Raw genomic sequence first — 24,539 nt, forward strand, 5'->3', positions numbered from 1 at the left:
AAAAGCAAGCCTCAATCACTTGCTATGATAAGCCGCAATTCACTCCGTCACCAAGATTCACCGTTAGCTCGCGACCATGTCAGACCTTGCAACTGTTCACGTTGCTTTAAACACAATAGAATCTAGCGCTACAAACGCAAGTTGGTCGAGTGCGGCGCAGTAAGTATGCATGTAAAGAAACTCACTACTTGTCTAGAGCCGATCATATTGTCGGAGTAACCTATGGAGTAATCTGCTTCCATGGTGCACTCTGCAGTTGACCTCCCGAAAAGAGAAATTGGCTGGACGGTAATGATTGATACGAAGAGTTCGATACAACCCAAACCTAGATCAGTTGAAGAGATCTTTGAGGATTTGCGCAGTTTGGCTCATTCAAATAGCGCTCTCCATGAAATATCCAACATAATCTATAGGGATTGGGTAACTACAATAGACGTTAAAGAGGAACGTGTCGCAGATAGTCCAGAGCAGCGGTGGTCAACAGCAAAGCTCAACAATAATGAGCTTCTCTTCCTTATTGGGTTGATGGTTCAATCACCGTCTAAGCAAACTTATTTGGATCAAACGCCTAACGAGAAGTTTGCAGCTTGCGCAGATAAGCTATTTCGAGAATTTCATGACCGGATGCTTACTGACTGCAGTTCTGTTATGGATCCAGCATCTAATGCAGATTTAGGTAATCCAGAAAGCATTGGTCTGCTTGCGCGTGAAGCTATCTATTACGGAGCAGAGGGTTTTTATCTGCACCAATTTCCGAGATTTACCAGGCAACGATATCGGAATGATATGGACTGGCTTCTGTCGCATGTCGGAATATCGATCCGCCCTATGATTGAAATTGCAGAATTCCTCGCAAGCAAAATAAATGAACAGATGACGTTAATAGGACATCGTCGCAAGGAAGGACATCAATTTTCAAATGGAGATCTTACGAACAGCTTACTCATAGCGAAATCGGAAGTCCGAGAGAAATTTGGAAACAAAGCAGACGCATTCTTTGAAAAGTTTGTAACACCGATCACTTCTTCAAATTTGGGATTTACAACCCCTTTTGCAGTAAATGACATTTCTATAGCACCAATTATCGAACTTGAAGACCATCTATATATCACGAGTCAGTACAGACTATTTCAAAGCCTCTATGAAAGCCCATTTTTTTGGATGATGGCCGACAAAACGTACAGAAACACTCACTCGAAGCATAGAGGTGAGTTTCTAGAGGAAACGACAACAGAACTCTTACGAGCCGTTTTCGGGCCAGATAATGTCTTCGAAAATGTCACGATCGAGAGGGACAGCAGAGGCTTTGGTGGCGAAATCGATGTGCTCGTGAACTATGGAGAGTTTGTGCTCGTTATTCAGGCTAAGTCTAAGCGAGTGACGCAGAAAGCCCGATCTGGTGATGCTGAAGCTCTTCGAACTGATTTTAACGGTGCAATCCAAGCACCATACCGACAAGCACTTGAGTGTATTAAGCTAATCAAATCCGGAGCAAAGTGTGTTGCAAAAGACGGTAGGCAGCCAGAAATTCATAACCTCCCCCGTTTTTTCCCGATGGTAGTTTTGAGCGATACATTTCCAGCTTCAACGTTACTTTCCCGATCAATGCTACAGGAGACTGAGGAGAACTGTGTGCCGGTCATCTGGGACATAGGCATGTTAGATTGCATAGTACGGTTATTGCCTAACCCAGTTGAACTTATTTTCTATTTGAAGAGCAGATCAGATGTGTTTTCGAGCGTGTTATCGGATAGCGAGCATAACTACCTCGGATATCACATTGGGTCAAAACTTGCTCTACCACCTGATTATGATCTCATGGTTTTGGAACGCGATTATGCAATGATTGTAGATGATTTTATGATGAGTGCTGACGTAGGCGTCAAAGCTGAACGTCCTATTGGTATTCTTGAGCGATTAAAAATTCCAGTAATTACTGAGCTGCTAAATGAGCTAAAGCATACCGAGCCGGAAGTCTCTTCTCTCGCTATCGATCTTTATGATTTTTCGAGCTCAGCGTTAGAAGAAGTATCCCAAAATATCTTAGATTTACGAGAAGAGATTGCGAAGACAGGGAAAGCTATCAAAGCATTTTCGATATTGACTGGCAGTGGTGGCTTTTCATACGCAGTAGTGCAGACCTTCGATGAAAGATCAGTGATGGCGGCACGCTCAATTGGCCTGAAAAATAAATATGAGACTGAGAGTGACCGGTGGTACGTTTTGGTCGACAGTGTGACAAATAAAAATCCAATCGATGGGCTTCTAGCATTGACTTGGCCATGGAAGGAAAACTTGGAGGATGCGGTGCATTCGGCCAAGGCCGCCGAGATATTGTAAACGTCCGCTCAGGGCGCCAAGATTTTCTCTTGACGTTTCGATTTTGAGAGCGACGTCCAGTTCCAGGGGAGGAGCTCGTGCAAGCGATTGATCTTGTGATCGTTGATGCGCTCGAGGATGTCTGTGAGGTACTCTTGCGGGTTGAGGCCATTGAACTTGGCGGTCTCAATCAGTGTCATGGCATCGGCGAGCGTTTCACCACCTGCCATGGATCCAGCGAACATCCAGTTTTTCCTGCCCATCACCCACTGGCTTGATGGCGCGCTCAGCGGCATTGTTGTCAATGGCGACCCGACCGTCCTCGAGAAACAGGGTGAAGGCGTGCCAGCGTGACAATCCATATCGGATCGCTTTGGCCAGGTTTGATTTTCCGGAGATCCGGGCAAGCTGCGTTTTGCACCGTAAGCGTCCGCTCAGGGCGCCAAGATTTTCTCTTGACGTTTCGATTTTGAGAGCGACGTCCAGTTCCAGGGGAGGAGCTCGTGCAAGCGATTGATCTTGTGATCGTTGATGCGCTCGAGGATGTCTGTGAGGTACTCTTGCGGGTTGAGGCCATTGAACTTGGCGGTCTCAATCAGCGTCATGGCATCGGCGAGCGTTTCACCACCTGCCATGGATCCAGCGAACATCCAGTTTTTCCTGCCCATCACCACTGGCTTGATGGCGCGCTCAGCGGCATTGTTGTCAATGGCGACCCGACCGTCCTCGAGAAACAGGGTGAAGGCGTGCCAGCGTGACAATCCATATCGGATCGCTTTGGCCAGGTTTGATTTTCCGGAGATCCGGGCAAGCTGCGTTTTGCACCAGGCTTTGAAGTGTTCTGCTATGGGCTTACTATATTTCTGCCTTACCTCTCGGCGCAGATCCGGCGGTTTACCATTAATCTGGCGTTCAACGTCGTAAAGCTTGCCAATTTCATGGAGGGCATGCTGTGCCAGTTCCGACTTGGTGGAAGTGAAAATGTCATAGAAGTCGCGCCGCCAATGTGCCCAACATGCCGCTTCTTTTATTCTGCCTGTCTCGAAAAGTTGTTTGTAGCCAGCATAGGCATCGGCCTGCAGTATGCCGGAAAACTCTTTCAGGTGTTCTGCCGGGTTTACGGCCTTGCGATCCGCTGAGAACCAGTAAGCGGCAATGGGTGGGATTTTACCGCCAAAGGAGCGATCATCGCGGACATAGGTCCAGATCCGCCCCTGCTTTTTCGCTTTTCCCGATCTGGAGCTTGCCTTGAAGTGCTGGCCCAGCACATCGACCGGCGTGTCATCGGTGTGCAGTCGATCTGACGTCATGATCTGCCTTTTGATGAGCTCGCATAAAGGATTGAGCGTTTTCATGGAGAGCCCACACCAGTCGGAAAGCGTGGAGCGTGGCACTTCAATACCATGCCTCTCCAGGATCTCGCTCTGCCGGTAGAGCGGAAGCTGATCATCGAATTTGGAGACCAGAATGTGAGAAAGCAGGCTGGCTCCGGCACTGGAACGGGCAATAGGCCGTGTGGGGGCTGGCACTTGCACGATTTTTTCACAAGAGCGGCAGGATTTCTTAGGCCTTGCGGTTTCAATCACCTTCAGTCTGGCAGTGATGAACTCAACAAGTTCAGACACATCTTCCCCAATGAGCCGCAGTTCACCACCACAGTCTGGGCAGTTTCCTTGAGGTTCCAGAGTAGCGCGTTCGCGTTCCACATCGCCGCGCACCCGAGGCTTGCCACGGGTTGGCTTGACGGACGCTTCAGGTGTGTCTGAAACCAAATCAGGAACAGGTAGCTGGTCTTCTTCTGGGCTCTGTGAAGGGTGAGCCATCTGGGCATGTTCCAGCGCCAGTTCCAGTTGCTCGATCTGGCGGTCAATCTTTTCCGAAGACGAGCCAAAGCGCTGTTTTCGAAGTTTAGTAAGTGTCAGGCGCAGGTGGGAAATCAGATCCAGAAAAGCGGTCTCGTTGGCTTCAAGGCTGCTCACTTTGCCGCTCAGAACCTGGTTCTCTCCCTGCAAACTCAGCACTATGGCTTTGAGCAGTTCAGGATCATTAGGAAGGGAGTTAAGCGGCTTTTGCATATACGTATTTTACCGTTATGACACCAGCAACACCACAAATATCCTATTGAAACCAATAGATATTCACCCCATTCTTGCCGGCGGAGATCCCCAACTCGGCCGTCTCCAGTCCATCCCTTCCCACAGCATCGCAAGTTGGGCTGACGTCAGTCTGGCCGTGCCGTCTGCGGGCGATGGCCAGGGAAAACAGCCGGTTTCCAACACCTTGTAATAAAGGCAAAAGCCCTGACCATCCCAATAAAGCAGTTTGACCCGATCTCCGCGCCGACCTCGGAATGCAAACACCGCTCCATTTGCCGGGCGCTGACGCAATTCTGTTTCCGCCAGTGCGGCTAAGCCAGAAATCCCCTTGCGCATGTCGGTCACTCCGCAGGCCAGATACACTCGCACGCCTGTTCCCGGCCCAATCATGCCGTTTCCACCAAGACAATGAAGCGCTGGATCTGTGTATCGCTCAGATCGCTGGAAAGCCTCAAGCTGCGTCCTGTGCTCAAACCAACTTCAATACAAACAGGATGTACTGGAGCAGGATCCGGGGCAGCAACCACAACTGGCACAAAGACTGACTGGCGCTCAATATCGGCACTTTCAGCACTGCTAAAATGCTTGAGCCAACGCTTCAGTAGATAACGATCAATGTTGTGTTGGCGGGAAATATCAAGAACAGAGGCACCATCAACCCCAATCTCAGAGATAATCGACAGCTTCTCTTCACGCGTCCACGTGCGCCGCACCTGCTTAACTTTAGACAAGGCCATCCTCCATAAAACTCAGGAGGTAAATACCCTATCAGAAACAAACCCGTAAGGCGGTCCTGAGCGGACGCTTACGAGATATTTAAGTCAACACGAATAAAAAAGAGGGTTTAAGGACGCTTTCTGACAGATCATTACTTTGGGTCAGGGCCTGAGCGTTCGAAACTCAGAAAATGCTAGAAGTAGGCGACAATTACGCTCATGGCAGTAATTGCGCGAATGGCAAAAACCCAAAGTTGAAACTTCATTCAGTTTGGAGTTGCCTCGGGTTAGGCCGAATGCCCGCAAATGGTCAGTTGAGTAATTCCATATCGCCCATAAGAGCTGCTGTAGAAGCCTCTGGGTGAGCGTGTGTCAACCCTTGATGGAACCACCTGAGTGGCAGCTGTTGGCCCTGTTTGACTTCGTTATCAGAGCCTCACATTTGATGCCGACTGCGCATTAGCGTCAGAGTGATCACGATCCAAACACCTATCCGTAAGGCCAAGGCCCCAACAGTTCGCATCCCATATGCCACACCTTGAGAAACCTGAAATCCGAACCCCAAAGCAACCAGGCCCGTTGCCACTGCGATAAACGCAGACAGACCAAGCGCCCAGTTGCGCTGTAGCCAGATCCCAATGGCAGCACCGATGTAGAGAAAACCTGCAAGAAAGTTGAACCAGAGCACAACTGGCATGTAGTCGCCCGCAGCCACTTGAGCCTCCACCGGCCCAAATAAGACGCTCCCGCCGGAAATCAGAGTCATCGCCCCAAAAATCACAGCGAAGAGCGCGAAGGACCTCCGCCAAAACGTGGAGCCGTACGGTCGGGATTCTGCTGAAGTCATTGTTTAGGAACCTCTGTGAGAACGCCTTGTGCGCCAAATGAAGGATATAGGATTGGTTATAGAAATATAACTCTATAATGTGCCCTTCCCTATTGGAACATGGCTCAGACCTGCTGGGTCTTTGAGGTTCTTGCTAAGGTTCTGTAAATTGTTGGCCGAGAGACGGTAAACATTTCCGCTAGATCGGAAATGGAGTACTCGCCAGTATCGTACATCCGGCGAAGCTCTTTATGTTGCAGCTCGGAGAGTTTGGGTTTCTTGCCGCGCAGTTTACCTAGCGCTCTTGCCCGCTTCATGCCTTCGCGGGTTCGTAGTCTAATAAGGTCGGCTTCAAACTCGGCAAAAGTGGCAAGAATGTTGAAGAACATCTTCCCCATCGGATCAGCCGGATCATAAACGCTGGCGCCCAGCTGCAGCTTCACGCCGCGCTCTGTGAGCTGTTCGGCAATCCATCTGGCGTCCGGTACAGATCTGGCAAGCCGATCCAGTTTAGCAACAACCAAAGTGTCCCCCTCGCGCACAGCGGCCAACGCTTGGTCGAGCCCCGGTCGGGTCCGATTGGTGCCGGTTAATCCGTGATCGCTATAAATTCGGCTGGCATCGACACCAAGATCCACAAGCGATGATTTCTGGATTTCAAGGTCCTGCTTGTCGGTCGAGCAGCGGGCATAGCCAATCCTTAATTCTCTTTCAACGTACGAGCGATTTAATCTCGTAGGGACTTCATGAAGTAAGAGAGGGCGATTCGGTGTCCTGTTTGGATGGCCCTCGCCTAGCATACAAGTGACAAGGGTCTGGCCGACAGTCTTGGGCAATCCGCTTTGTAACAGCTAGAACAATAGCTTTCTAAATTGTACGTTATGGGCAAACCAAAGAAAGCCCTCAGCAGAGATTTGTTGAGGGCTTTCAAGATTTTAATTACGAATAATCAGACAAACTGGAAGTCATCTATATGAAGTTCCGACTTTAGAATACCTGTCAATGTGATTGAATTATCATCATCAATCTTAATAACAGTATCACTACCATTATCGCTTGCTGCAGCAATGATCGTATCAAAATCCATTAAAACCTCTAGATCAAAGCGAATTATGTCATCTGATCCTATACCGGCAGCAAAATCCTTGATCACATCTTTGCCAAAATTACGATTGAAGGCAAAAGTATCTGAGCCATCTCCACCATAGAGCTGATCCTCACCAGCACCGCCAACTAAAGTGTCATCACCACCCTCACCCCAAATCCTGTTGTTTCCAGCATCGCCTGTAAGATGATCGCCATAGACATCACTGCCAACGATGTTTTCAATGGAGATATAAGTGTCTCCTGCAGCGTCTCCAGCGTTCTTTGTCTGGTCGATAAGATTTACTGTAACCGCAGATTGGGACCAGCGATAGCGAACGGCGTCAACACCAGCTCCACCATCGAGATAATCTGCACCATTCCCATATGCATTGAGAGTGTCGTTGCCCCCTCGCCCTTCCAAATGGTCTGTGCCATTTAATGCATAAAGAGCATTATTGCCATCATCCCCAATAATGGTGTCATCAAACTGCGAACCAACAACGTTTTCAACATTTACGAGCTTGTCGCCTTCGGCTGCACCACCCACAAGCACATTTGTGCCCATGTTGATTGAGACTGCCGATGATGAATGAGCATAGTTTGCTGTATCACTGCCTGCACTTCCATCAATATGGTCGGCTCCAGCTCCACCATAGAACTCTTCACCATGAGCTCCACCTTTGATGATATCATCACCATCAGTACCATAGTATTTGATGCGACCATGGCTGAAAAAGTCGATTTTGCTCAACACCGTCCCATCGGCAAACTCAAACCGTTCGATATGCTCGCCAAGATTGGCAACACGGAAGTTCCCTGACTGTCCATCAGAGAACCAGGCAAAATTCAAGGCCTTCCCATTAAGATTATCAGAACCATAATCATGAATGGAAATTGTAAAATCTGAGAGGTTCAAATCTGTAAACCTGACCGTATCACTCCCATCATTCTCACCATCATGATAATTCAGTAAGGTATTGCCACCACCTTTGCCATAAAGGTAAGTATCATCACCTCCATAACCATATAGATGTTGCCAGGAAGGACCGCCTTCTCCTTTGCCAGCACTTAAGATGTCGTTCCCAGAGCTGCCATATACGAAGTCATCCAAAGACGAGCCATAAATTACATTGGGCTGACCATTTGTTAGCCCTTTAAGTTGTAGCCGGCCATCTTCTCGGATTTCAACTTCTCTTAAAACAGTCCCATCAGCAAACTCAAAACGCTCAACATGTGGGTTATCGGCACTCCAATTTTTGATGGTCAGAACGTCTGCGATATCATCCAAGGGCTGATCTGGATTTGCAGGATCGATGAGATAGAACTTTAGATCACCGCTAGCTTCCACAATCTTCAGGTCAGAAAGCGTTATGCCATCTGCAAAGCGAATAGTGTCGGTACCGGACGTCTCAGTGATGTCATCTCGGCCGAAATTACGCTCAAACACGTAGATATCGTCGCCTGAGCCCCCCAATAGTTGATCGTTGCCTTCACCGCCAACAAGGGTGTCGTTTCCTGAGCCTCCCTTAAGCGTGTCATTGCCACCGAAGCCTGTGATCAAGTCCTCTGATGACGTTCCGGTAAAGCTATCATTGCCATCAGTCAGAAGGCTAAGACGGCCTTTTATCGTACCATCAGTAAACTCAAAGCGTTCGATTGAAGATTGCCAGTTTTTAACGCGTATGACGTTGTTCAGTTCCTCAAGAGCTTTACCAGGATCATGAGGGTCAAGTTTGTAGACCAGCAGGTCATTGCCGTCTTTGACAAACTTCAGATCAGAGAGAGTTATTCCCCATTCAAAACGGATGGTATCCAGGCTGCCTGAACTATCGATAATTACATCCTTGCCGAAACTGCCGGCAAAGACATAGGTGTCATTATCAGCGCCGCCTTCAAGCTGGTCATCGCCCGAGCCACCAACGAGTGTATCATCGCCAGTGCCGCCCTTGAGGACATCATCCCCACCATAGGTTTTGATAAGGTCGTCACCGGACTTGCCGTCAATAACATCATCCCCGTCGGCGGTGTAGAACACGTTATCGATCGCATCACCATCAAGAATATAAGGTTCATCCAGACCCAAATCTTTGGCTGCAATGAAGGTTGCCATCCAGCCAGCTGCAAATGCGCTTTCCGGTTCAGCTGCGATCAGCGCATTGATGGTTGCACGGTTTTCTAGATACTTGTGATAATCGTCTGCAATCTGCATCCGGCTCAGAACCATTTGTGTCAGGTCGGGATCTGTTAGCAGTTCCTCTGGTAAATCGTGAATAATTGCGAACTCAGCATAAGTTTCAATAGAATTTCCATCTGTAATTCCTTCGATTTTAAGATATAAGTCCGCGAGATGTTCTCCAACTCTCGGGTCGCCATATCCACTAAAATGATAACCTATGTAACCATGTAACTGCTGTAGTAATACGCCAATGTTTTCTTGAAAATTTTTATTGTTGTTATAGGTAACTCCAAATAATTCTCCATTCATATACTCAAGTATTTGAGTAAATCCTAACTCTGTTTTAAGTTTTACGTATCCAACTACTTTCGCACTTTCTAATGCTCTTACAGCCATGCGTTGACCATCATAAATTTCCGCAGCAGCCAAATCACGCACAAATGCATCCAAATAAGTAGACTGGAAATCATTGAACGTCAGCCCTGATTTGCCTGCATTTTTTAGGGCTTCCTCATAGTGCCCGAAAGACCACTTCCCCAATTCTTCGAAATTGTGGGACTCCGCCTTCACAAGATCAACAAAGCCATTCATGCTGTCCACGTAAGCCTGTGCCAGATCTTTGGAAATCTCCTTGTTGCCACCATCCTTGGACCAAGTATCAAGAATGACATACTGTCCAGTCTCGTCATCAAAACCCACATGGGTGAATGCCTGAGGGTGTTTTTCAAACAGAGTATCAAAAATGGAACCAACAATAAAACCGAGGATTGCACCGATGGGGCCGGTAAATGCAGTTAGGGTCTGAGTAAGTATGGAAAATGCAGTAAAGGCGATAGAAGTCACAGTGGACGCAATCTGCCCCTCTAACGTCTCTAAATCTGGCAAGACCGCATTGATCACCGCCGTCATCACCATGCTGACAGGGTTTATGTCACCAATACCCTGAATCGTCTTAATGGAGTCTGCCGAGAGGCCTACGTCTTGAAACAGGGTCGTAAAGACATCCGTCTCAAAAAGATAACCGGCCCCCTCAGTCAGCAGGATATCGAGGCCAGTCCCAACAACAGCCTCGAAAACTTCTCCGCCAACACCATCACCTGCAACATCTGAAAAGATCTCTGCCATGATCAGCTGATTGATAACAGAGATGGCAGCGTTGGCACCAGCGACAACAAAATCGCCGCCCAGATCCTCAAAAGCATCACCGGCAATCGTCTCAATGTTGTCCATCAAGGCAAGTTCGCCAAGATCCAGCACACCACGGTGAATGGTACCGCCAAGGAATTCACCAAGATTGCCCAGCAGCGTGTTGAGCACGGTGTCAGTGGCCACTCGCTCAAAAAGACTGGCATCATCACCCAGGATGGCATTTGCAAGAAACGGCGTCAGCGACTTGCCAATGCTCTCACCTGCCTGGGCACCTGTCAGTTGTTTGATTTCTTCTTTGACGACCTGGTTGTCTTCATCCAGCTCTCTACGAATATAGATGAGATTGCCATCCTTGTCGGTGGTGGTGATTTCCTCAACCACTCTCCCCGCAACGAGATACTTTTCCTTTTCCAGTGTCGAGCCTGGATATTTAATAACAACAAAGTCTGGAAAATCATCACCGTCAAGATCTTTGTAGCCAGTCACATAAGGACGTTCATGCGGTTTGAGGTAGGCAAAAATAGAGTCGTTGTGAACCCGAATTTTCTCAGCAACATAATTATGGTGGGTGGACACTTCGAAATTGTAAGTCTGCCAGCCACTGGCTGCATGGTTCACAGAAGAACCGGCAGCAACTTGCTGCTCCACTTGCTCAAACAGATGGGCAGTTTCAGAACTGTAAAGAATATTTTTCGTCTGAGCAGTGACGACTGCACCTTGTTCATTGACAATCCGAACCGTTCCGCCTCCCAAGCGGGACATCTGGCCAATTTCAAGATAATCGCCAGTTTCGCTCAGGAAGCGGTGGCCTGGAGTTACATGCAGCGGTGCACGTCCATCTTCAAAACTCAGCTGCAACCATTCCTGAGTTGTATTCCGGAACAGGGTTGTGACTTCGCCCGGCTGTCTGTTGCCATCTTCGTCAAATGCTAGCACTTGGTCCGAGACTGTCATCTCTTCAATTGCCTTCTGCGAGCCATCCCACATGGCAATAAGCGTTCCCTTGGGAAAACACCGATCTGGGAACAGATTGACTTTTTCAAGAACACTCAGATCATCGCTGTTGAACATTGCCGTCTGCAGCTCAGACTGAAGTGATCCACTTCCATTTTCGTCAATAAACTTTTGCAGATGAAACAAAGCCCCTTCGACATCATTGTCTGAAAAAAGCGTCCAGGAACTGTCACCTTTTGCGCGCAGATGTTCTTTAACCGCAAAGCCGATGGTAGCGAGTGTTTGCGGGAAGTCTTTAAACGCAACCGAAATAAGGCCAGCTAGCTCTGCATACTCAGGAACAAAACCAGAATCAGAATGGCCGTCTTGGCCAAACCATTTTTCAATTTCCTTCACGGTCTCATTGAGGTAATCAATCGTTTCATTGTCAGAATGTTGACCGGCAAACTCCAGAGCCCCTTTGAGGCCGTCAAGGCTCTCATAGATTTCGTAGCCCTTCCACAGCAGCCCAACGCCAAGAACAGTTGCAATACCGGTGATAGCGGCTTCTTTTCCAATCTCAACAGCCAAATCATCAAGTAAACCAAGAGCTTTAGGTAGAATATTTGAGTTTGCCAGGGCGCGAGCCATGGAAGCTAGGCTGGTTGAAGAAGAGAAGACCCCCATCTCCACAAGACCGTGGGCAAACAGCCCAAGCGAAACTGCATCAACAACTGCCGACCCATCCCCAAGGTTAAGCAATTTGGCGCTTAAGCCTGCTGCAAACGAAGAGCTGAACAGGATAGACGCTTTTCCATCGGGTCCTACATAGTTAGTAAAATCCCTGTCACCACGTAGGGTTTCCAGTGCATCATCCAGAGAAAGCCCTTTCCCAGCAGCAATACCATCAAGAGCATCCTTGGCAGATTTTCTGGACGTTTCGCTCAAGTCAGGGTCGGCCAGCTCATCTTTCAGTTCATTGTAGATGGCATCATATGCTTTTTTGAGGTCTTTGAGACGTTGTTCTTGGTCCGCAACGTTCACCTTATCAAACTGCCAGGCGTTCAAAGCAGACTGGCCGTGAACGTACTTCCAATCCCCGTTGGCGCCTACAGCAAGTGCACCATCAACAAGTTCCCCAAATTTGAAGAAAGATGTCTCTTTGTATTTGTCAAACGGCAGCCCATTTTCAAGTTCTGTAAGAACTTCACCTTTTGGCCTGCTGTTAAGTTGCTCAAGAAAGCCGGGGGTTGCAAACTTGACTTTGAGAACATTGGTCAAACCAACGACCATGCCTTTTTTTTGCTCGAGTGATGCACCAGAGTCATCAATAATGTCAAGTTGAGCTCTGACCCAAACTGTATACTCGTCATGAGGGCCTTGATGGCGTGTAAAGCTATCATTAAGTTCATTTGGCAGTCCCATTATATTGTATTTTTTGCCGTCTTTTGGAAAAAAGTCGCCAAGATCTTCAAGTAATGGGTGGCCTTTATCAAAAATATCTTGCGGTATAATATGATGGTCTTGGAGAGGGGATAATGCTTTTTTATCGTCAGACATAGACACATTCTCAATATTAAAATCAATAGTATTGGGTGATATTTAGTTAAATCATATCGTCGAAAACTTCGATTTCTCGGGTATCCCATTCGGGCACGCCAATTGCCTCTAATGCATCAAGGACTGGTTGAGTGCACATTACATCCCGGGTATATGCATCACGCCATATCAAACCGTCCCGGACCACACTTGCCTTGACGACTCGCCTTGCCCCACAAGACCGATAAGAGCCCTTGCAGGTTTCCTTAACTCCCGTCGCGACACGGAGATCCGATTTTGCCAAATCATAGCTGGGTCGAGTGGAGAGCACAGTCACAAGAAAAACAGGCCCGTCCCATGGAGGACAGCCGCGTTCACCATCAATGACGTTCTTATGCAGCGTGAACTCAAAAAGAGATGGATCTAATGCGTTCATTGCTGAAACAAACGCCTCATCTACTGCAGTATCGACGCGAGGGGATGTACTTAGATCGCCTATAACATGGCTGTGTTCAAGTGAGGCACGAGCTCCGGCGGCAATGACATATAGTTTTGCAAGCTCGATTTTGCTCTCTTTTGTCAAAATGCCAGCTGCTGCCCATGTATTTGCTCCAGTCTCATAGGAGACATCGTTATATGGGTCCCAACTTACATTGCTGCGACGTGTTACGACAGTTTCCCGATCCGGACCAGTAGCCCAAACCAAACCAGTATGCGTTTTGTAACTGAATTTGGGAGTAAGGATAAAACACTTCATCACAACACCTACTTCTTAATTTCATTAAGGAATTTTTGCTCAAAAACAGACGCGGGATTAAATGGAGAAACGCATTCTAAAATGACGATGTTATTGCCTGAGCGCCAATCTTTGATGTCCAGCTTCTTGTCGCCCGCTTCAATGCGCGCCTTGACCTCATCGTTCACCGAGGCCCAAACCAGAAATGCGACAGGCTGGTTTCCTTTGGAATAAAGCTTGAATTGGTGCAGCAAAAGCGCAGGTGCAATACGCTCTTCAACAACGCGAATTGGTAAGTCTTTATGTGCTTCGGACATGGTCATCAACCACACGGCTTGTCCCATGGTTGACGCAAAGGTCTGCGCGTCAAATTTACTTAAATCAGGTTTTTCAGTAGACATATGACTACCCTAAGTTGCTGCTGGTTTCTTAACGCCCTGCATATTTGAATATTCGCTCATGTTCAATTAGCTTTGGTTTGATAGATAAGTCTGTTTGACTTGCACGAACCTTGTTTTGGCTTGTCACATAGATAGAATTTTGCCTAAATGTATCCGCTTTAGTCAATGAAGAGTTGGATAGAAGGAGCTTTGTCTGACGAGAGGGGTATTCTTCAGTTCTGATTTTCTTACCGTAAAATACCTACTTTCTTGGGGCCTATCTTATCCCATTGCAGTAAACTTTGCTTAGTTCTCACTGCCACGACTATCTCTGAGGCGCATGATTGTCTGCCTGCTGACATGGTATTTTCTGGCAGTCGCAGAGATGCTTACACCGTTGTCCAGATCCACCAAGGCCTCTTGTTTTTGCTGTAATGTCAAACGTTGCGGTCGGCCAAGCGTTTTACCTTCAGACTTGTCAAAGCAATCTCCAAATCCGGAAAAGCTTCAAGACAAGGGCGGATCTGGACATATGTCAGTGATGACCGCCCCTTTGGCGGTAAGGCCCCACCCGTTGCCGCTTACTGGTTCTCAGCAGACCGTAAGGCTGAAAACCCGGTAGGCCATCTCAAAGAGTTTTCCGGCATTTTGCAGGCTGATGCCTATGCCGGGCGCTGTTGCATAAATACACTTCAGGCGTCTATTCCGGCTGATATTTCCTTCAATGAAGATTCACTTCATGCCGTTTAAAGCCAATGCTGATCGCCGACATAAGTTTGCCAAAGCCAAATATAAAGTGACGAACTGGTCGAAGTATAATGAAAGCTTGCGTCGTCGCGGCGATGTCACGGTTTGGATTGAAGAGAGCGCTGCCAAGGCTTGGTTTGCACCCGAGAACCAACGACGTGGACGGCCCGCCAAGTTTTCAGAGCTTGCCATTGAAACCTGTTTGCAGATCCGGGTCGTATTCGGTCTTGCTTTGAGGCAGACTCAAGGGTTTGTGAGGTCTGTGTTCCATTTGATGGAGTTGGTTTTACCGGTTCCTGACTTTTCAACCCTGTCGCGCCGCGCAGATGGCTTGAAACTTTCAAAACCCAAACCGCGAACGAACTCTGAGCCAGTAGCGCTGGTAATCGATAGTACAGGCGTTAAGATCTTTGGTGCCGGAGAATGGCAGGAAACCAAGCATGGAACCAGGATAAAGCGCAGAACTTGGCGCAAAATTCACCTTGGCCTTGATCTAAATACCGGCGAAATCGTATGTTCTGAACTGACTGAGGATACGGTTGCCGATCCAACCGTTGTGCCGGATCTGTTGGATCAGGTTGAGGGTCCGGTGGCAACGTTTTTAGGGGATGGCGCTTATGATGGCTTCACGACACGACAGGAAATAGCAAAGCGCTATGACGGTGTTGAGATCATCATTCCACCTCCCAAAACAGCTATCCCCGGCCCACAGGCTGCCACCGCCCCCACTGCTCGCGACCGGGATATTCTTGCCATTCAAAAGAACGGCAGGATGTCTTGGCAAAAGCAAACCGGATATGGTCGAAGGTCTCGAGGCGAAACCTTGATGGGCCGCTTTAAGCAGGTGATCGGGACCACGCTCAGGTCACGAAAGCTGAACAATCAGAGGACAGAGGCAAAACTTGGCGTCGCCGTCCTCAACACAATGACCGCCCTCGGACGCGCTGCGTTCGAGAAGGTTTCTGCATGATCAGATGCATGGGATTGGGCAAGCTGCAAGCTAATTTCGAATTGTGCAACAGCGCCGCTCAGTGTCTGTAATTAGAAGGCTTGTTCGTCTTCATAAAGCTATCCGATGCCCCACAAGTTCCACGCCAGCCGTCGTCACAAATTTGACAAGAAGAAATATCGTGTCACAAACTGGCGTGACTATAACGAAAGTCTTCGTAATCGTGGTGATTTGACGATCTGGGTCAGCCGTGAGATCGGGAAGGAGTGGTCAGCGCAGCGCCGGACCACTCGTGGAGGGCAACGCAAGTATTCTGATTTAGCCATTGAGGTATGCCTAACACTGCGTAGCGTATACGCTTTGGCGTTACGACAGTCGCAAGGATTTATGCGCTCTGTGGTTCGATTGATGCAAGTTGATTTGTCAGTTCCAGATTTTTCAACGTTGTCCCGGCGAGCCGGTGGCTTGCAGATTACCAAGCCAGCAAAGGCCAGAACAGAGCCGGTGCATCTTGTGGTCGACAGTACTGGTGTCAAGATCTATGGCGAAGGCGAATGGCTTCAAAACAAACACAAAACCAAGGCAATGCGGCAATCCTGGCGCAAGCTCCATCTTGGTATGGACTTGAACACTGGCGAGATTGTATGCTCCGATCTCACCTATGAAAATGTAGGTGACCCGACCGTCCTGCCTGACCTTCTGGATCAGGTTGACGGTCCTGTAAACAAGTTTTTAGGCGATGGAGCCTATGACGGTGAGCCAACACGAAGGGTCCTTGAGACACGGTATGGAGATGACGTTGAGATTATCATTCCCCCACCCAAAACAGCTGTTTTAAGTCCTAAGGCTGACCGGAATCCGTCATCGCGAGATAAACATATTCTTGCGATCAAAGACAAAGGGCGCCTCGGTTGGCAAAAACAAACAGGTTACAATCAGCGCTCGCGAATTGAAACGCAGATGGGACGCTGGAAGCAAGTCATCGGCAACAAACTGAAGGCACGCACCTTTAACAATCAGAGGACCGAAACAAAGATTGGCGTTAGCATTCTCAACACAATAACCAAACTCGGCAGGCCCGCGTTCGAAGCAATCCCATGACCTGAATTTACGGGTTTGGGCGTGCTTTAAGCTATTCACGACCCCTGCAACAAGGCCGTATGAAACATAAACTCTACCCGTATTTATATTTCTGAAGGCATAGGCTCGAAACCCAGTATTCACATCACCATATGAATCCAACAGCTCATAGGAATGCCCGGTGTGCTCAATCTGCCAATTACTTGAGTTTAAATGTTTATACGCTAGATTCGAAAATTGGTAAGCTTCCCACGCTAGCACATCAGAAATTTGACTCATAATTACCCCAGTAAGTTAGTTATTTTGTTTTTGCCAACGCAGTAGCTGATACCAAGTAGTCCCACCCTCAAATGAGTAGTACAAACTCCCGATATACTCGCAACAATAAATAGTTTCACCACGAAGGAGAGCGGACCAGTAAGTAATGTAAAAATTAAAGGAAGTTTCTACGTATTTATAAAAATTCAAACTAAGAAAATTCCCATCAATATAGCATAGCTGGGCAGTATATACGTTATTTTTAAGTGTAAATGTTCTACAGGAAATATAATTGTAATCTTTTATATCTTTGTGTTTGTATTTTTGTTCGAGTAACTTTTGAAGCCTGTCTGATCTTGGCTCAAGATCTTGTATTTCTCTTGCGTAGTATTCGCTTATGGAATGTTTTGTTTCATTTAGGTTTTGTTGATGGTCAAGAAAAGTATCTACATATCCTTGCTGCTGCAGATCTTTACAGACACCATCACATTCGCTCACGCTATTAGATATCAAAGGAATATCCTCTGCACCAACAAGCGGAGATTTCCTAATGCTTGGAAGAAATAGGACACCTATATTCTTCTTTAATTTCAGATCGGCCTCCTTTATATACTTAATTGCAATTATATTTACTTGACTCTGCGTAAAATCATGCTGTTCTTCACCTTCAGGCGCGATCCCCAGTACAGGCAGAAGCAATAATATCACAATCAATAGAGCTAAGGCTTGCAAGGTTCTCTTTAATAACATCACTGAGCCCTCCTAGTTCGCTCATTTTATACGGTGGGGTCTTTAGGTGGCGCTGTTGTACAATTCGAAATTAGCTTGCAGCTTGCCCAATCCCATGCATCTGATCATGCAGAAACCGTCTCGAACGTGGCGCGTCCGAGGGCCGTCATTGTGTTGAGAACGGCGACGCCAAGTTTTGCCTCTGTCCTCTGATTGTTCAACTTTCGTGACCTGAGCGTGGTCCCGATCACCTGCTTAAAGCGGCCCATCAAGGTTTCGCCTCGAGACCTTCGACCATATCCGGTTTGCTTTTGCCAAGACATCCTGCCGTTCTTTTGAATGGCAAGAATATCCCGGTCGCGAGCAGTGGGAGCGGTCGCAGCCTGTGGGCCGGGGATAGCTGTTTTGGGAGGTGGAATGACGACCTCGATACCTTCAAAACGGCCTGCTAATTCTTGTCTCACAGGCGTCCCATCATAAGCGCCATCACCGAGAAATGTAGCAACTATATCTTCGATCTGATCCAACAGATCCGACACAGCGGTTGGATCGGCAACCGTATCCTCAGTCAGTTCAGAACATACGATTTCGCCGGCATTCAGATCAAGGCCAAGGTGAAGTTTGCGCCAAGTTCTGCGCTTTATCCTGGTTCCATGCTTGGTTTCCTGCCATTCTCCGGCACCAAAGATCTTAACGCCTGTACTATCGATTACCAGCTCTACTGGCTCTGAGTTCGTTCGCGGTTTGGGATTTGAAAGTTTCAAGCCATCTGCGCGGCGCGACAGGGTTGAAAAGTCAGGAACCGGTAAAACCAACTCCATCAAATGGAACACAGACCTCACAAACCCTTGAGTCTGCCTCAAAGCAAGACCGAATACGACCCGGATCTGCAAACAGGTTTCAATGGCAAACTCTGAAAACTTGGCGGGCGGTCCACGTCGTTGGTTCTCGGGTGCAAACCAAGCCTTGGCAGCGCTCTCTTCAATCCAAACCGTGACATCGCCGCGACGACGCAAGCTTTCATTATACTTCGACCAGTTCGTCACTTTGTATTTGGCTTTGGCAAACTTATGTTGGCGATCAGCATTGGCTTTAAACGGCATAAAGTGAATCTTCATTGAAGGAAATATCAGCCGGAATAGACGCCTGAAGCGTATTTATGCAACAGCGCCATCAAAATATGACTAGTTCAACTGAACAATGCACCATGCCCCCTTATCGGCTTGAAGAGTACTCGGCTCTCCTGAGAGCTGCCCCTTGAGTATATTTTGCAACAGATCAAATGCCGCAACTGAAACTTTCTGATGCACGCTGATTGTGTGCATATGGTGGTTAATGACTTAGAGACCTGAAATGGCTTTCTTGCAGTTTTATGACATGTAATCCGATTGGTGTCAGAACCCTGAAGGAGCTCACCCTAATGGATTCTTGCGAGCTAGGAAACTTACAGTGAACAGTCAACTCAAATTTGGCCATGAAACAGAGCTTAAATGTCGCACAACAGGATGACGGCAATACGATGAAAATGATATTTACAATTTCTCTTGTGTTAGCGATTATCGTCAGTGCTTATTATTATCTTAATAAAAGCACCGAATTTGTTAATAAGATAACCAATTCGATAGAATACGGAGATTTAAATTACATAGATAATATAGATATCACGGATGATATATTATCATTATATTCAAATGATCAAAAAAAAATATTTGAATATACTATGAGGGAAACGCAATCAGTAATTGCTGATTATAATAATGATTGCGCCTGTTGGGTCGTTATAGCAGACGTCAAGTTGCGCGAGCACTCTATCTTAGGATTCACATATGCTAGTGAAACCGCACGGTTCGTATTTGAGTTTCGATTGGCCTCTATCGTTCTAAATTCAGCCTCAATAAGTAAACTAACACTCTAGGTTATCATGGAAAAAATTGAAGTCGGCTATCACCCTATTGCGGTCAGTGGAAACTACGCATATCACAAGTTTATCTTATACACTCAATCAGATGGAACTACATTTCAAATACATGGTGGGGGCACCAAAGGGGCTGGACTTAGCCCTTTGGACGAGCTTGTCAGTAGCGGAATACCTACTTTTGAGGGGTTTGGGTCTCTTGGTGTCAAGATATTCAAAACAACTAATAAAACACAATATCGCTTGGATTCTATCTTCAGATTTTGAAAGGTATTCTGTCATTCTCTATCTTTCCCTGCTTACCAGCATCTAAAATCAAAACCAGCCGAGTATGGGCCATCTTCAATGGTAATTATCACCCTTAATGGCGTTATTAAAACATAGGAATCGACGTCAGTTTTCATGTTGCTGTTATTCACATGTTGAAATTTTATGTCTCTAATTTTCTTCTCCAAGCCATTAGTATTTTTAGTGAAGTACCTATAGACTCTTGTTGCTCTGTATGTGCATGCTTCGTCATTACCTCCCACATATATTTGGCTTCCTTCTGCAATAACTTCTGCGGGTTTACCTAGTATTCTATCAATTGCATCAAGTTGATTGGAGAAGCTAACTAACTTAATTTCGTTTTTCATAATCGATATTAAAAACGGCGAACATATTGCCAGCGCAATGAAGCTAATTATAGCTATGCATCTAAGTTTATTTGTCATCGAAGACCTTTATTCATGGGTATTGAGGCGTGATCGTGCTGGTAGGTTGGGCTCCATTCCTGGAAGTGACGGTTCAGATGGCGGAGGTGACCGGCGCTGTTGCACAATTCGAAATTAGCTTGCAGCTTGCGCAATCCCATGCATCTGGTCATGCATAAATCTTCTCGAACGTGGCGCGTCCGAGGGTCGTCATTGTGTTGAGAACGGCGACGCCAAGTTTTGCCTCTGTCCTCTGATTGTTCAACTTTCGTGACCTGTGCGTGGTCCCGATCACCTGCTTAAAGCGGCCCATCAAGGTTTCGCCTCGAGACCTTCGGCCATATCCGGTTTGCTTTTGCCAAGACATCCTGCCGTTCTTTTGAATGGCAAGAATATCCCGGTCGCGAGCAGTGGGAGCGGTCGCAGCCTGTGGGCCGGGGATAGCTGTTTTGGGAGGTGGAATGATGACCTCGATACCTTCAAAACGGTCTGCTAATTCTTGTCTCACAGGTGTCCCATCATAAGCGCCATCACCGAGAAATGTGGCAACTGTATCTCCGATCTGATCCAACAGATCCGGCACAACGGTTGGATCGGCAGCCGTATCCTCAGTCAGTCCAGAACATACGATTTCACCGGTATTCAGATCAAGGCCAAGGTGAAGTTTGCGCCAAGTTCTGCGCTTTATCCTGGTTCCATGCTTGGTTTCCTGCCATTCTCCGGTACCAAAGATCTTAACGCCTGTACTATCGATTACCAGCGCTATTCGCTCAGAGTTCGTTCGCAGTTTGGGATTTGAAAGTTTCAAGCCATCTGCGCGGCGCGACAGGGTTGAAAAGTCAGGAACCGGTAAAACCAACTCCATCAAATGGAACACAGACCTCACAAACCCTTGAGTCTGCCTCAAAGCAAGACCGAACACGACCCGGATCTGCAAACAGGTTTCAATGGCAAGCTCTGAAAACTTGGCGGCCGTCCACGCCATTGGTTCTCAGGTGTAAACCAAGCCTTGGCAACGCTCTCTTCAATCCAAACCGTGACATCGCCGCGACGACGCAAGCTTTCATTATACTTCGACCAGTTCGTCACTTTGTATGTAACCGTCCGCTCAGTACCGCCTTACTTGGTTGCGTTTGATTGAGTATTTTCTTCTTCAGTTTTAGTTGAGGAGGCAAGTCATTGTTGGATGAATCGAGGCCACGGCGGTCGTGGACACGGGTAGAAAAGGCGGCAATCACTGCGCAAGTTGGGGTTGATGGAGCAACGCTGTTTGATGTTGCGCAGAGCCATGGTGTCGGCCGGTACTTGCTGAAGCGATGGATGGCTCAGTACTGCGAGAGCAACACAAGTGAAAACACGTTGGCTCCCATTTTTGTGCCTGTTGTTGTTACTGATCCTGAGCCTTCAGGACCCGCCGTTATTGAGGTTGGGCTCGGGAACGGTCGCAGCCTGAGGGTTTCCAGTGACTTAAGTGATGCGCAGGTTCGCCGGTTTATTGGGCTGGTGGAAGCGACATGATCGGGCCGGGAACAGGTGTGCGGGTTTATCTTGCGTGCGGTGTGACGGATATGCGCAAGGGCATTGCGGGTCTGGCCGCTTTGGCGGAGACGGAATTACGCCAGCGCCCTGCAAATGGCGCCGTGTTTGCGTTTCGCGGTCGGCGCGGCGACCGGATCAAGTTGCTTTACTGGGATGGTCAGGGATTTTGCCTTTACTACAAGGTGCTGGGTGCGCCTCGAACCTGGTTTCGACCGGGGCGCTTATGTTTGGAATTCTAGTGAAAGGAGGGGTTTCCTTTAACAGACCGTCCTTTACTGCGAAAGGGCGAGAGCCGAAGCGGCGGTGATTTGTCGTGAACTGGCAAGGTGACGTAGCCCGTGGGATAAAGAGATGTGCGACGAAGCCATTAAGTCAAGACCCATCTTCAGGCTGAGTATTGGAAGGTTGAGGAACACGAACCGGCTAAACCGTATCTGAGGGGCTGAATTGTAGCCTCCGCCTACATGGCTTAACAGGCGGAACATCGGTCGCGCCATGGATTTCATGACCGGAAGCGCGCAAACCGACAGCGTACTCCAGAAACGCTTTCGAGGGTGTCGTCAACTTATGCAGTTTGTTGGCGATGGCCGATGCCGACTTGCGGGACGCAAGGGAAAAGACTACGGCCGGCAGCCTAACCAATACGCTTTAAGTCCAACATAGGAACGAGGGAAGGCGTGTGCCGAATGAGGTTGGTATATTTAATACTCGCAAGGGAGTTCACCCCGATGACGGCCACGCTGGCGGAGTTCCCGTAGTAGTCCGAGATAGGGAAAGCCTGTCACATGGCGAAGGGGAACAGTTCAAGCTGCTTAGGGCTGCACATTAACTGACCACAACGAGGTGAAGACCTTTGATAATCAGCGACATGCAACACAAGCTTGCGAAATGGGCGCAGGACGAGCGAACCAGAAGATTTGATCGCCTCTTACGCTTAATTGCCGATCGGACTTGGCTGACTGAGGCTGCCCGGGTTGCCTTGGCGTCGAGCGGCGCAAAGACCCCGGGCGTAGATGGCGTGGACCGAGATCGTTTCCGACAAAATGAGGAGGAACTCCTTGCGACGTTGGGGCGATCTCTGCTGGATGGGACCTATGCGCCCGCTCCAACACGACGCGTCTACATCCCGAAAGGGAACGGAAAGCTGAGACCGTTGGGAATACCGACACTGACGGATCGCATAGTACAGCGCGCCATGCTGATGGTGATGGAGCCGATTTGGGAAAGCGACTTCAGTCCTTACTCATATGGTTTCAGGCCACAGCGTAGCGTGCACCACGCGATCCGGGCCGTTTTGATGCAGACAACGGATGGCAGGAACACAAAGGGTCGCTGGGTGATCGAAGGTGATCTAGCAAGCTACTTTGATACTGTCCATCACCGCAAGCTGCTCTCGTGTGTGCGCAAGCGCATCCGGGACAAACGGTTTATCGCACTGCTCTGGAGGCTTTTGAAGGCAGGTCACATCGATAAAGGCCTCTTCTGCGCCGCCAGCAAGGGCGTTCCTCAAGGCGGGGTTCTTTCTCCGCTTCTGTCCAACATTATGCTCAATGAGTTTGATCGTTGGATGGATGAGAAATTCCTTGGAAAAGCAGCGCGCAACAAACGTCGTGGTTGGAATGAGAGCGTCAGAAAAGCCAGCCCTGTGGCGGTTCGTGAGAACCGCTGTCGCAGACCGGCAGTGTCCTATTGCCGTTATGCCGATGACTTTGTTGTCATCGTCAAAGGCACGAAGGCACAGGCGCTCGCGGTACGCGAGGAATGCCGAGCATTCCTGGAAGGCGATCTGGCATTGACGTTAAACATGGAGAAAACCCATGTCACTCATGTTAATGATGGGTTTGTCTTTCTCGGTCACCGGATCATTCGCAAACGCGGTCCCCGTGGCGTGATGCGGCCAGTAACGACCATTCCCCGAGAGAAAACCAGCGGTTTCAAACATCGACTGGTTAAGGCTCTTAGCGGCGACCACAATACGCCCCATACCGACATGATTAAGCGGCTAAACCGCCAACTCATGGGTTGGGCAAACTTCTATCAGTTCACCGATTACACATCCAAGGTCTTCCAGCACGTCGATACCGTCGTGTTCTGGAAAATGGCACATTGGCTGGGGCGCAAGTATCGCTCGCGCATCTCTCGTCTGATGCGAAAGTGGTTCGCGCGGCCGTATGGCTTAAAAGCCAAGACATGGATGGTGCACTCGATGACGAAAGAAGGAGTACGCGTTTCAAGCATCTTGTACCGGCTAACCAATCATCAGCGCGGGCAATTCCGCTGGAAGACACCACGTTCAAATCCTTATCTTCGGGAAAAGAACGAGGCTCCTTTCTACGAAACGCACTATCGTGGTCTCGTGCTGGCTTTCTAGCCAAGCTTGAATGGAGAGCCGTATGCGGTGAAAGCCGCACGTACGGTTCGGAGGGGAGAAACGTCAGCTGTGGCTGACGTCTCTTACCCTACAAAAGGGCCGGTTCCCGTGGCCTTCACCAGTCGATGGCTCAGCCCGACTTACCTCAGCACAAAGGACACTTCTTTGAAGTGTCTTTGCTGGCCATGCTGTGGGAAGGGATGGACTGGAGACGCCCCAGTTGGGGAGCTCCGCCCGCTCGAATGGGGTGAATATCTTGGGTTTTGAATGGGGTATTACTTTGATATTGGAGATATATGAGGT

At 48.3% G+C, this 24,539-nt stretch carries 20 protein-coding genes and 2 pseudogenes; 8 read left to right on the plus strand and 14 right to left on the minus strand.

The window, feature by feature from the left end; all coding sequences use genetic code 11:
• The first annotated feature begins 240 nt into the window (after positions 1-240).
• On the plus strand, positions 241-2,340 hold the full coding sequence (locus tag BLS62_RS00750) for a nuclease-related domain-containing protein (RefSeq protein ID WP_208990627.1): 2,100 nt from the start codon (positions 241-243) through the stop codon (positions 2,338-2,340).
• 8 nt (positions 2,341-2,348) lie between these two features.
• Here the strand turns inward: BLS62_RS00750 and BLS62_RS31945 are convergent.
• From BLS62_RS31945 to BLS62_RS32495, 10 genes and pseudogenes are all read right to left on the minus strand, one after another.
• A pseudogene (locus BLS62_RS31945) lies at positions 2,349-2,733 on the minus strand (transposase); the annotation flags it as partial.
• A 20-nt stretch (positions 2,734-2,753) separates the two neighbouring features.
• Complete coding sequence (locus BLS62_RS00760) at positions 2,754-4,394, minus strand: IS66 family transposase (RefSeq protein WP_093175285.1); 1,641 nt, start codon at positions 4,392-4,394, stop codon at positions 2,754-2,756.
• Positions 4,395-4,457: 63 nt separating this feature from the next.
• On the minus strand, positions 4,458-4,805 hold the full coding sequence (gene tnpB, locus BLS62_RS00765; protein ID WP_093175290.1) for an IS66 family insertion sequence element accessory protein TnpB: 348 nt from the start codon (positions 4,803-4,805) through the stop codon (positions 4,458-4,460).
• Positions 4,802-5,146, minus strand: a complete 345-nt coding sequence (locus tag BLS62_RS00770; RefSeq protein ID WP_159436448.1) for a transposase — start codon at positions 5,144-5,146, stop codon at positions 4,802-4,804. Before BLS62_RS00770 ends, tnpB (BLS62_RS00765) begins: the two co-directional genes overlap by 4 nt.
• Positions 5,147-5,567: 421 nt before the next feature.
• Positions 5,568-5,978 (minus strand): hypothetical protein, encoded by a 411-nt coding sequence (locus tag BLS62_RS00775; RefSeq protein ID WP_093175298.1) that lies wholly within the window; start codon positions 5,976-5,978, stop codon positions 5,568-5,570.
• A 104-nt stretch (positions 5,979-6,082) separates the two neighbouring features.
• Entirely contained in the window at positions 6,083-6,655 is a 573-nt protein-coding gene (locus BLS62_RS00780) for a recombinase family protein (RefSeq protein ID WP_280141817.1), read from the minus strand.
• 251 nt (positions 6,656-6,906) lie between these two features.
• Complete coding sequence (locus BLS62_RS00785) at positions 6,907-12,861, minus strand: calcium-binding protein (protein WP_093175309.1); 5,955 nt, start codon at positions 12,859-12,861, stop codon at positions 6,907-6,909.
• 46 nt (positions 12,862-12,907) lie between these two features.
• Entirely contained in the window at positions 12,908-13,597 is a 690-nt protein-coding gene (locus BLS62_RS00790) for a hypothetical protein (protein WP_093175313.1), read from the minus strand.
• A gap of 8 nt (positions 13,598-13,605) precedes the next feature.
• Positions 13,606-13,977 (minus strand): toxin-activating lysine-acyltransferase, encoded by a 372-nt coding sequence (locus BLS62_RS00795; RefSeq protein WP_093175318.1) that lies wholly within the window; start codon positions 13,975-13,977, stop codon positions 13,606-13,608.
• Between the two features lie 285 nt (positions 13,978-14,262).
• Positions 14,263-14,397 carry a helix-turn-helix domain-containing protein gene (locus tag BLS62_RS32495; protein WP_143521466.1) on the minus strand — a complete coding sequence of 45 codons (135 nt, stop codon included), beginning with the start codon at positions 14,395-14,397 and terminating at the stop codon, positions 14,263-14,265.
• A 71-nt stretch (positions 14,398-14,468) separates the two neighbouring features.
• Here BLS62_RS32495 and BLS62_RS31540 point away from each other — a divergent pair.
• The 3 genes and pseudogenes from BLS62_RS31540 to BLS62_RS00810 all read left to right on the plus strand — a co-directional run.
• A pseudogene (locus tag BLS62_RS31540) lies at positions 14,469-14,628 on the plus strand (transposase); the annotation flags it as partial.
• A 52-nt stretch (positions 14,629-14,680) separates the two neighbouring features.
• Entirely contained in the window at positions 14,681-15,673 is a 993-nt protein-coding gene (locus tag BLS62_RS00805) for an IS5 family transposase (protein ID WP_244283438.1), read from the plus strand.
• Positions 15,674-15,778: 105 nt separating this feature from the next.
• Positions 15,779-16,753 carry an IS5 family transposase gene (locus BLS62_RS00810; RefSeq protein WP_093175328.1) on the plus strand — a complete coding sequence of 325 codons (975 nt, stop codon included), beginning with the start codon at positions 15,779-15,781 and terminating at the stop codon, positions 16,751-16,753.
• A gap of 273 nt (positions 16,754-17,026) precedes the next feature.
• On the opposite strand, the gene BLS62_RS00815 is transcribed toward BLS62_RS00810, so the two are convergent.
• From BLS62_RS00815 to BLS62_RS00835, 3 genes are all read right to left on the minus strand, one after another.
• A complete protein-coding gene (locus tag BLS62_RS00815; protein ID WP_143521467.1) occupies positions 17,027-17,743 on the minus strand; it encodes a hypothetical protein in 717 nt (238 codons plus the stop codon).
• A gap of 101 nt (positions 17,744-17,844) precedes the next feature.
• Positions 17,845-18,837, minus strand: coding sequence for an IS5 family transposase (locus BLS62_RS00820; RefSeq protein ID WP_244283440.1), 993 nt, complete (start codon positions 18,835-18,837; stop codon positions 17,845-17,847).
• A 1,096-nt stretch (positions 18,838-19,933) separates the two neighbouring features.
• Complete coding sequence (locus BLS62_RS00835; protein WP_093175351.1) at positions 19,934-20,347, minus strand: hypothetical protein; 414 nt, start codon at positions 20,345-20,347, stop codon at positions 19,934-19,936.
• Between the two features lie 29 nt (positions 20,348-20,376).
• Between BLS62_RS00835 and BLS62_RS32500 the strand changes: the two genes are divergently transcribed.
• Positions 20,377-20,505, plus strand: a complete 129-nt coding sequence (locus tag BLS62_RS32500) for a hypothetical protein (protein WP_280141812.1) — start codon at positions 20,377-20,379, stop codon at positions 20,503-20,505.
• Here the strand turns inward: BLS62_RS32500 and BLS62_RS00840 are convergent.
• Positions 20,496-21,311: an IS5 family transposase gene (locus BLS62_RS00840; RefSeq protein WP_244283442.1), complete on the minus strand. Its 816-nt coding sequence runs from the start codon at positions 21,309-21,311 to the stop codon at positions 20,496-20,498. The two genes, BLS62_RS32500 and BLS62_RS00840, sit on opposite strands and share 10 nt — an antisense overlap.
• Positions 21,312-21,505: 194 nt before the next feature.
• Here BLS62_RS00840 and BLS62_RS00845 point away from each other — a divergent pair, with 194 nt between their 5' ends.
• The 3 genes from BLS62_RS00845 (at position 21,506) to ltrA (ending at position 24,236) form a co-directional block, all read left to right on the plus strand.
• Entirely contained in the window at positions 21,506-21,844 is a 339-nt protein-coding gene (locus tag BLS62_RS00845) for a transposase (protein ID WP_093175355.1), read from the plus strand.
• A complete protein-coding gene (gene tnpB, locus BLS62_RS00850; protein ID WP_093175362.1) occupies positions 21,841-22,104 on the plus strand; it encodes an IS66 family insertion sequence element accessory protein TnpB in 264 nt (87 codons plus the stop codon). Before BLS62_RS00845 ends, tnpB (BLS62_RS00850) begins: the two co-directional genes overlap by 4 nt.
• A 614-nt stretch (positions 22,105-22,718) precedes the next feature.
• The gene (gene ltrA, locus BLS62_RS00855; RefSeq protein ID WP_348271852.1) at positions 22,719-24,236 is read left to right on the plus strand and encodes a group II intron reverse transcriptase/maturase; all 1,518 of its coding nucleotides are present in this window, start codon (positions 22,719-22,721) and stop codon (positions 24,234-24,236) included.
• Positions 24,237-24,539: the final 303 nt, after the last annotated feature.

This window comes from Pseudovibrio sp. Tun.PSC04-5.I4, from assembly GCF_900104145.1.
In the GTDB taxonomy this organism is placed as follows: Bacteria; Pseudomonadota; Alphaproteobacteria; order Rhizobiales; family Stappiaceae; genus Pseudovibrio.

Bases quoted from the DNA above. Each gene is read 5' to 3' on its own strand.
- BLS62_RS00790 (WP_093175313.1), bottom strand. From the start codon at position 13,597: ATGAAGTGTTTTATCCTTACTCCCAAATTCAGTTACAAAACGCATACT.
- BLS62_RS00750 (WP_208990627.1), top strand. From the start codon at position 241: ATGGTGCACTCTGCAGTTGACCTCCCGAAAAGAGAAATTGGCTGGACG.
- tnpB (WP_093175362.1), top strand. From the start codon at position 21,841: ATGATCGGGCCGGGAACAGGTGTGCGGGTTTATCTTGCGTGCGGTGTG.
- BLS62_RS00810 (WP_093175328.1), top strand. From the start codon at position 15,779: ATGCCCCACAAGTTCCACGCCAGCCGTCGTCACAAATTTGACAAGAAG.
- BLS62_RS00795 (WP_093175318.1), bottom strand. From the start codon at position 13,977: ATGTCTACTGAAAAACCTGATTTAAGTAAATTTGACGCGCAGACCTTT.
- BLS62_RS00840 (WP_244283442.1), bottom strand. From the start codon at position 21,311: ATGGCGTGGACGGCCGCCAAGTTTTCAGAGCTTGCCATTGAAACCTGT.
- BLS62_RS00835 (WP_093175351.1), bottom strand. From the start codon at position 20,347: ATGACAAATAAACTTAGATGCATAGCTATAATTAGCTTCATTGCGCTG.
- BLS62_RS00805 (WP_244283438.1), top strand. From the start codon at position 14,681: ATGAAGATTCACTTCATGCCGTTTAAAGCCAATGCTGATCGCCGACAT.
- BLS62_RS00760 (WP_093175285.1), bottom strand. From the start codon at position 4,394: ATGCAAAAGCCGCTTAACTCCCTTCCTAATGATCCTGAACTGCTCAAA.
- BLS62_RS00785 (WP_093175309.1), bottom strand. From the start codon at position 12,861: ATGTCTGACGATAAAAAAGCATTATCCCCTCTCCAAGACCATCATATT.
- tnpB (WP_093175290.1), bottom strand. From the start codon at position 4,805: ATGATTGGGCCGGGAACAGGCGTGCGAGTGTATCTGGCCTGCGGAGTG.
- BLS62_RS00775 (WP_093175298.1), bottom strand. From the start codon at position 5,978: ATGACTTCAGCAGAATCCCGACCGTACGGCTCCACGTTTTGGCGGAGG.
- BLS62_RS00820 (WP_244283440.1), bottom strand. From the start codon at position 18,837: ATGAAGATTCACTTTATGCCGTTTAAAGCCAATGCTGATCGCCAACAT.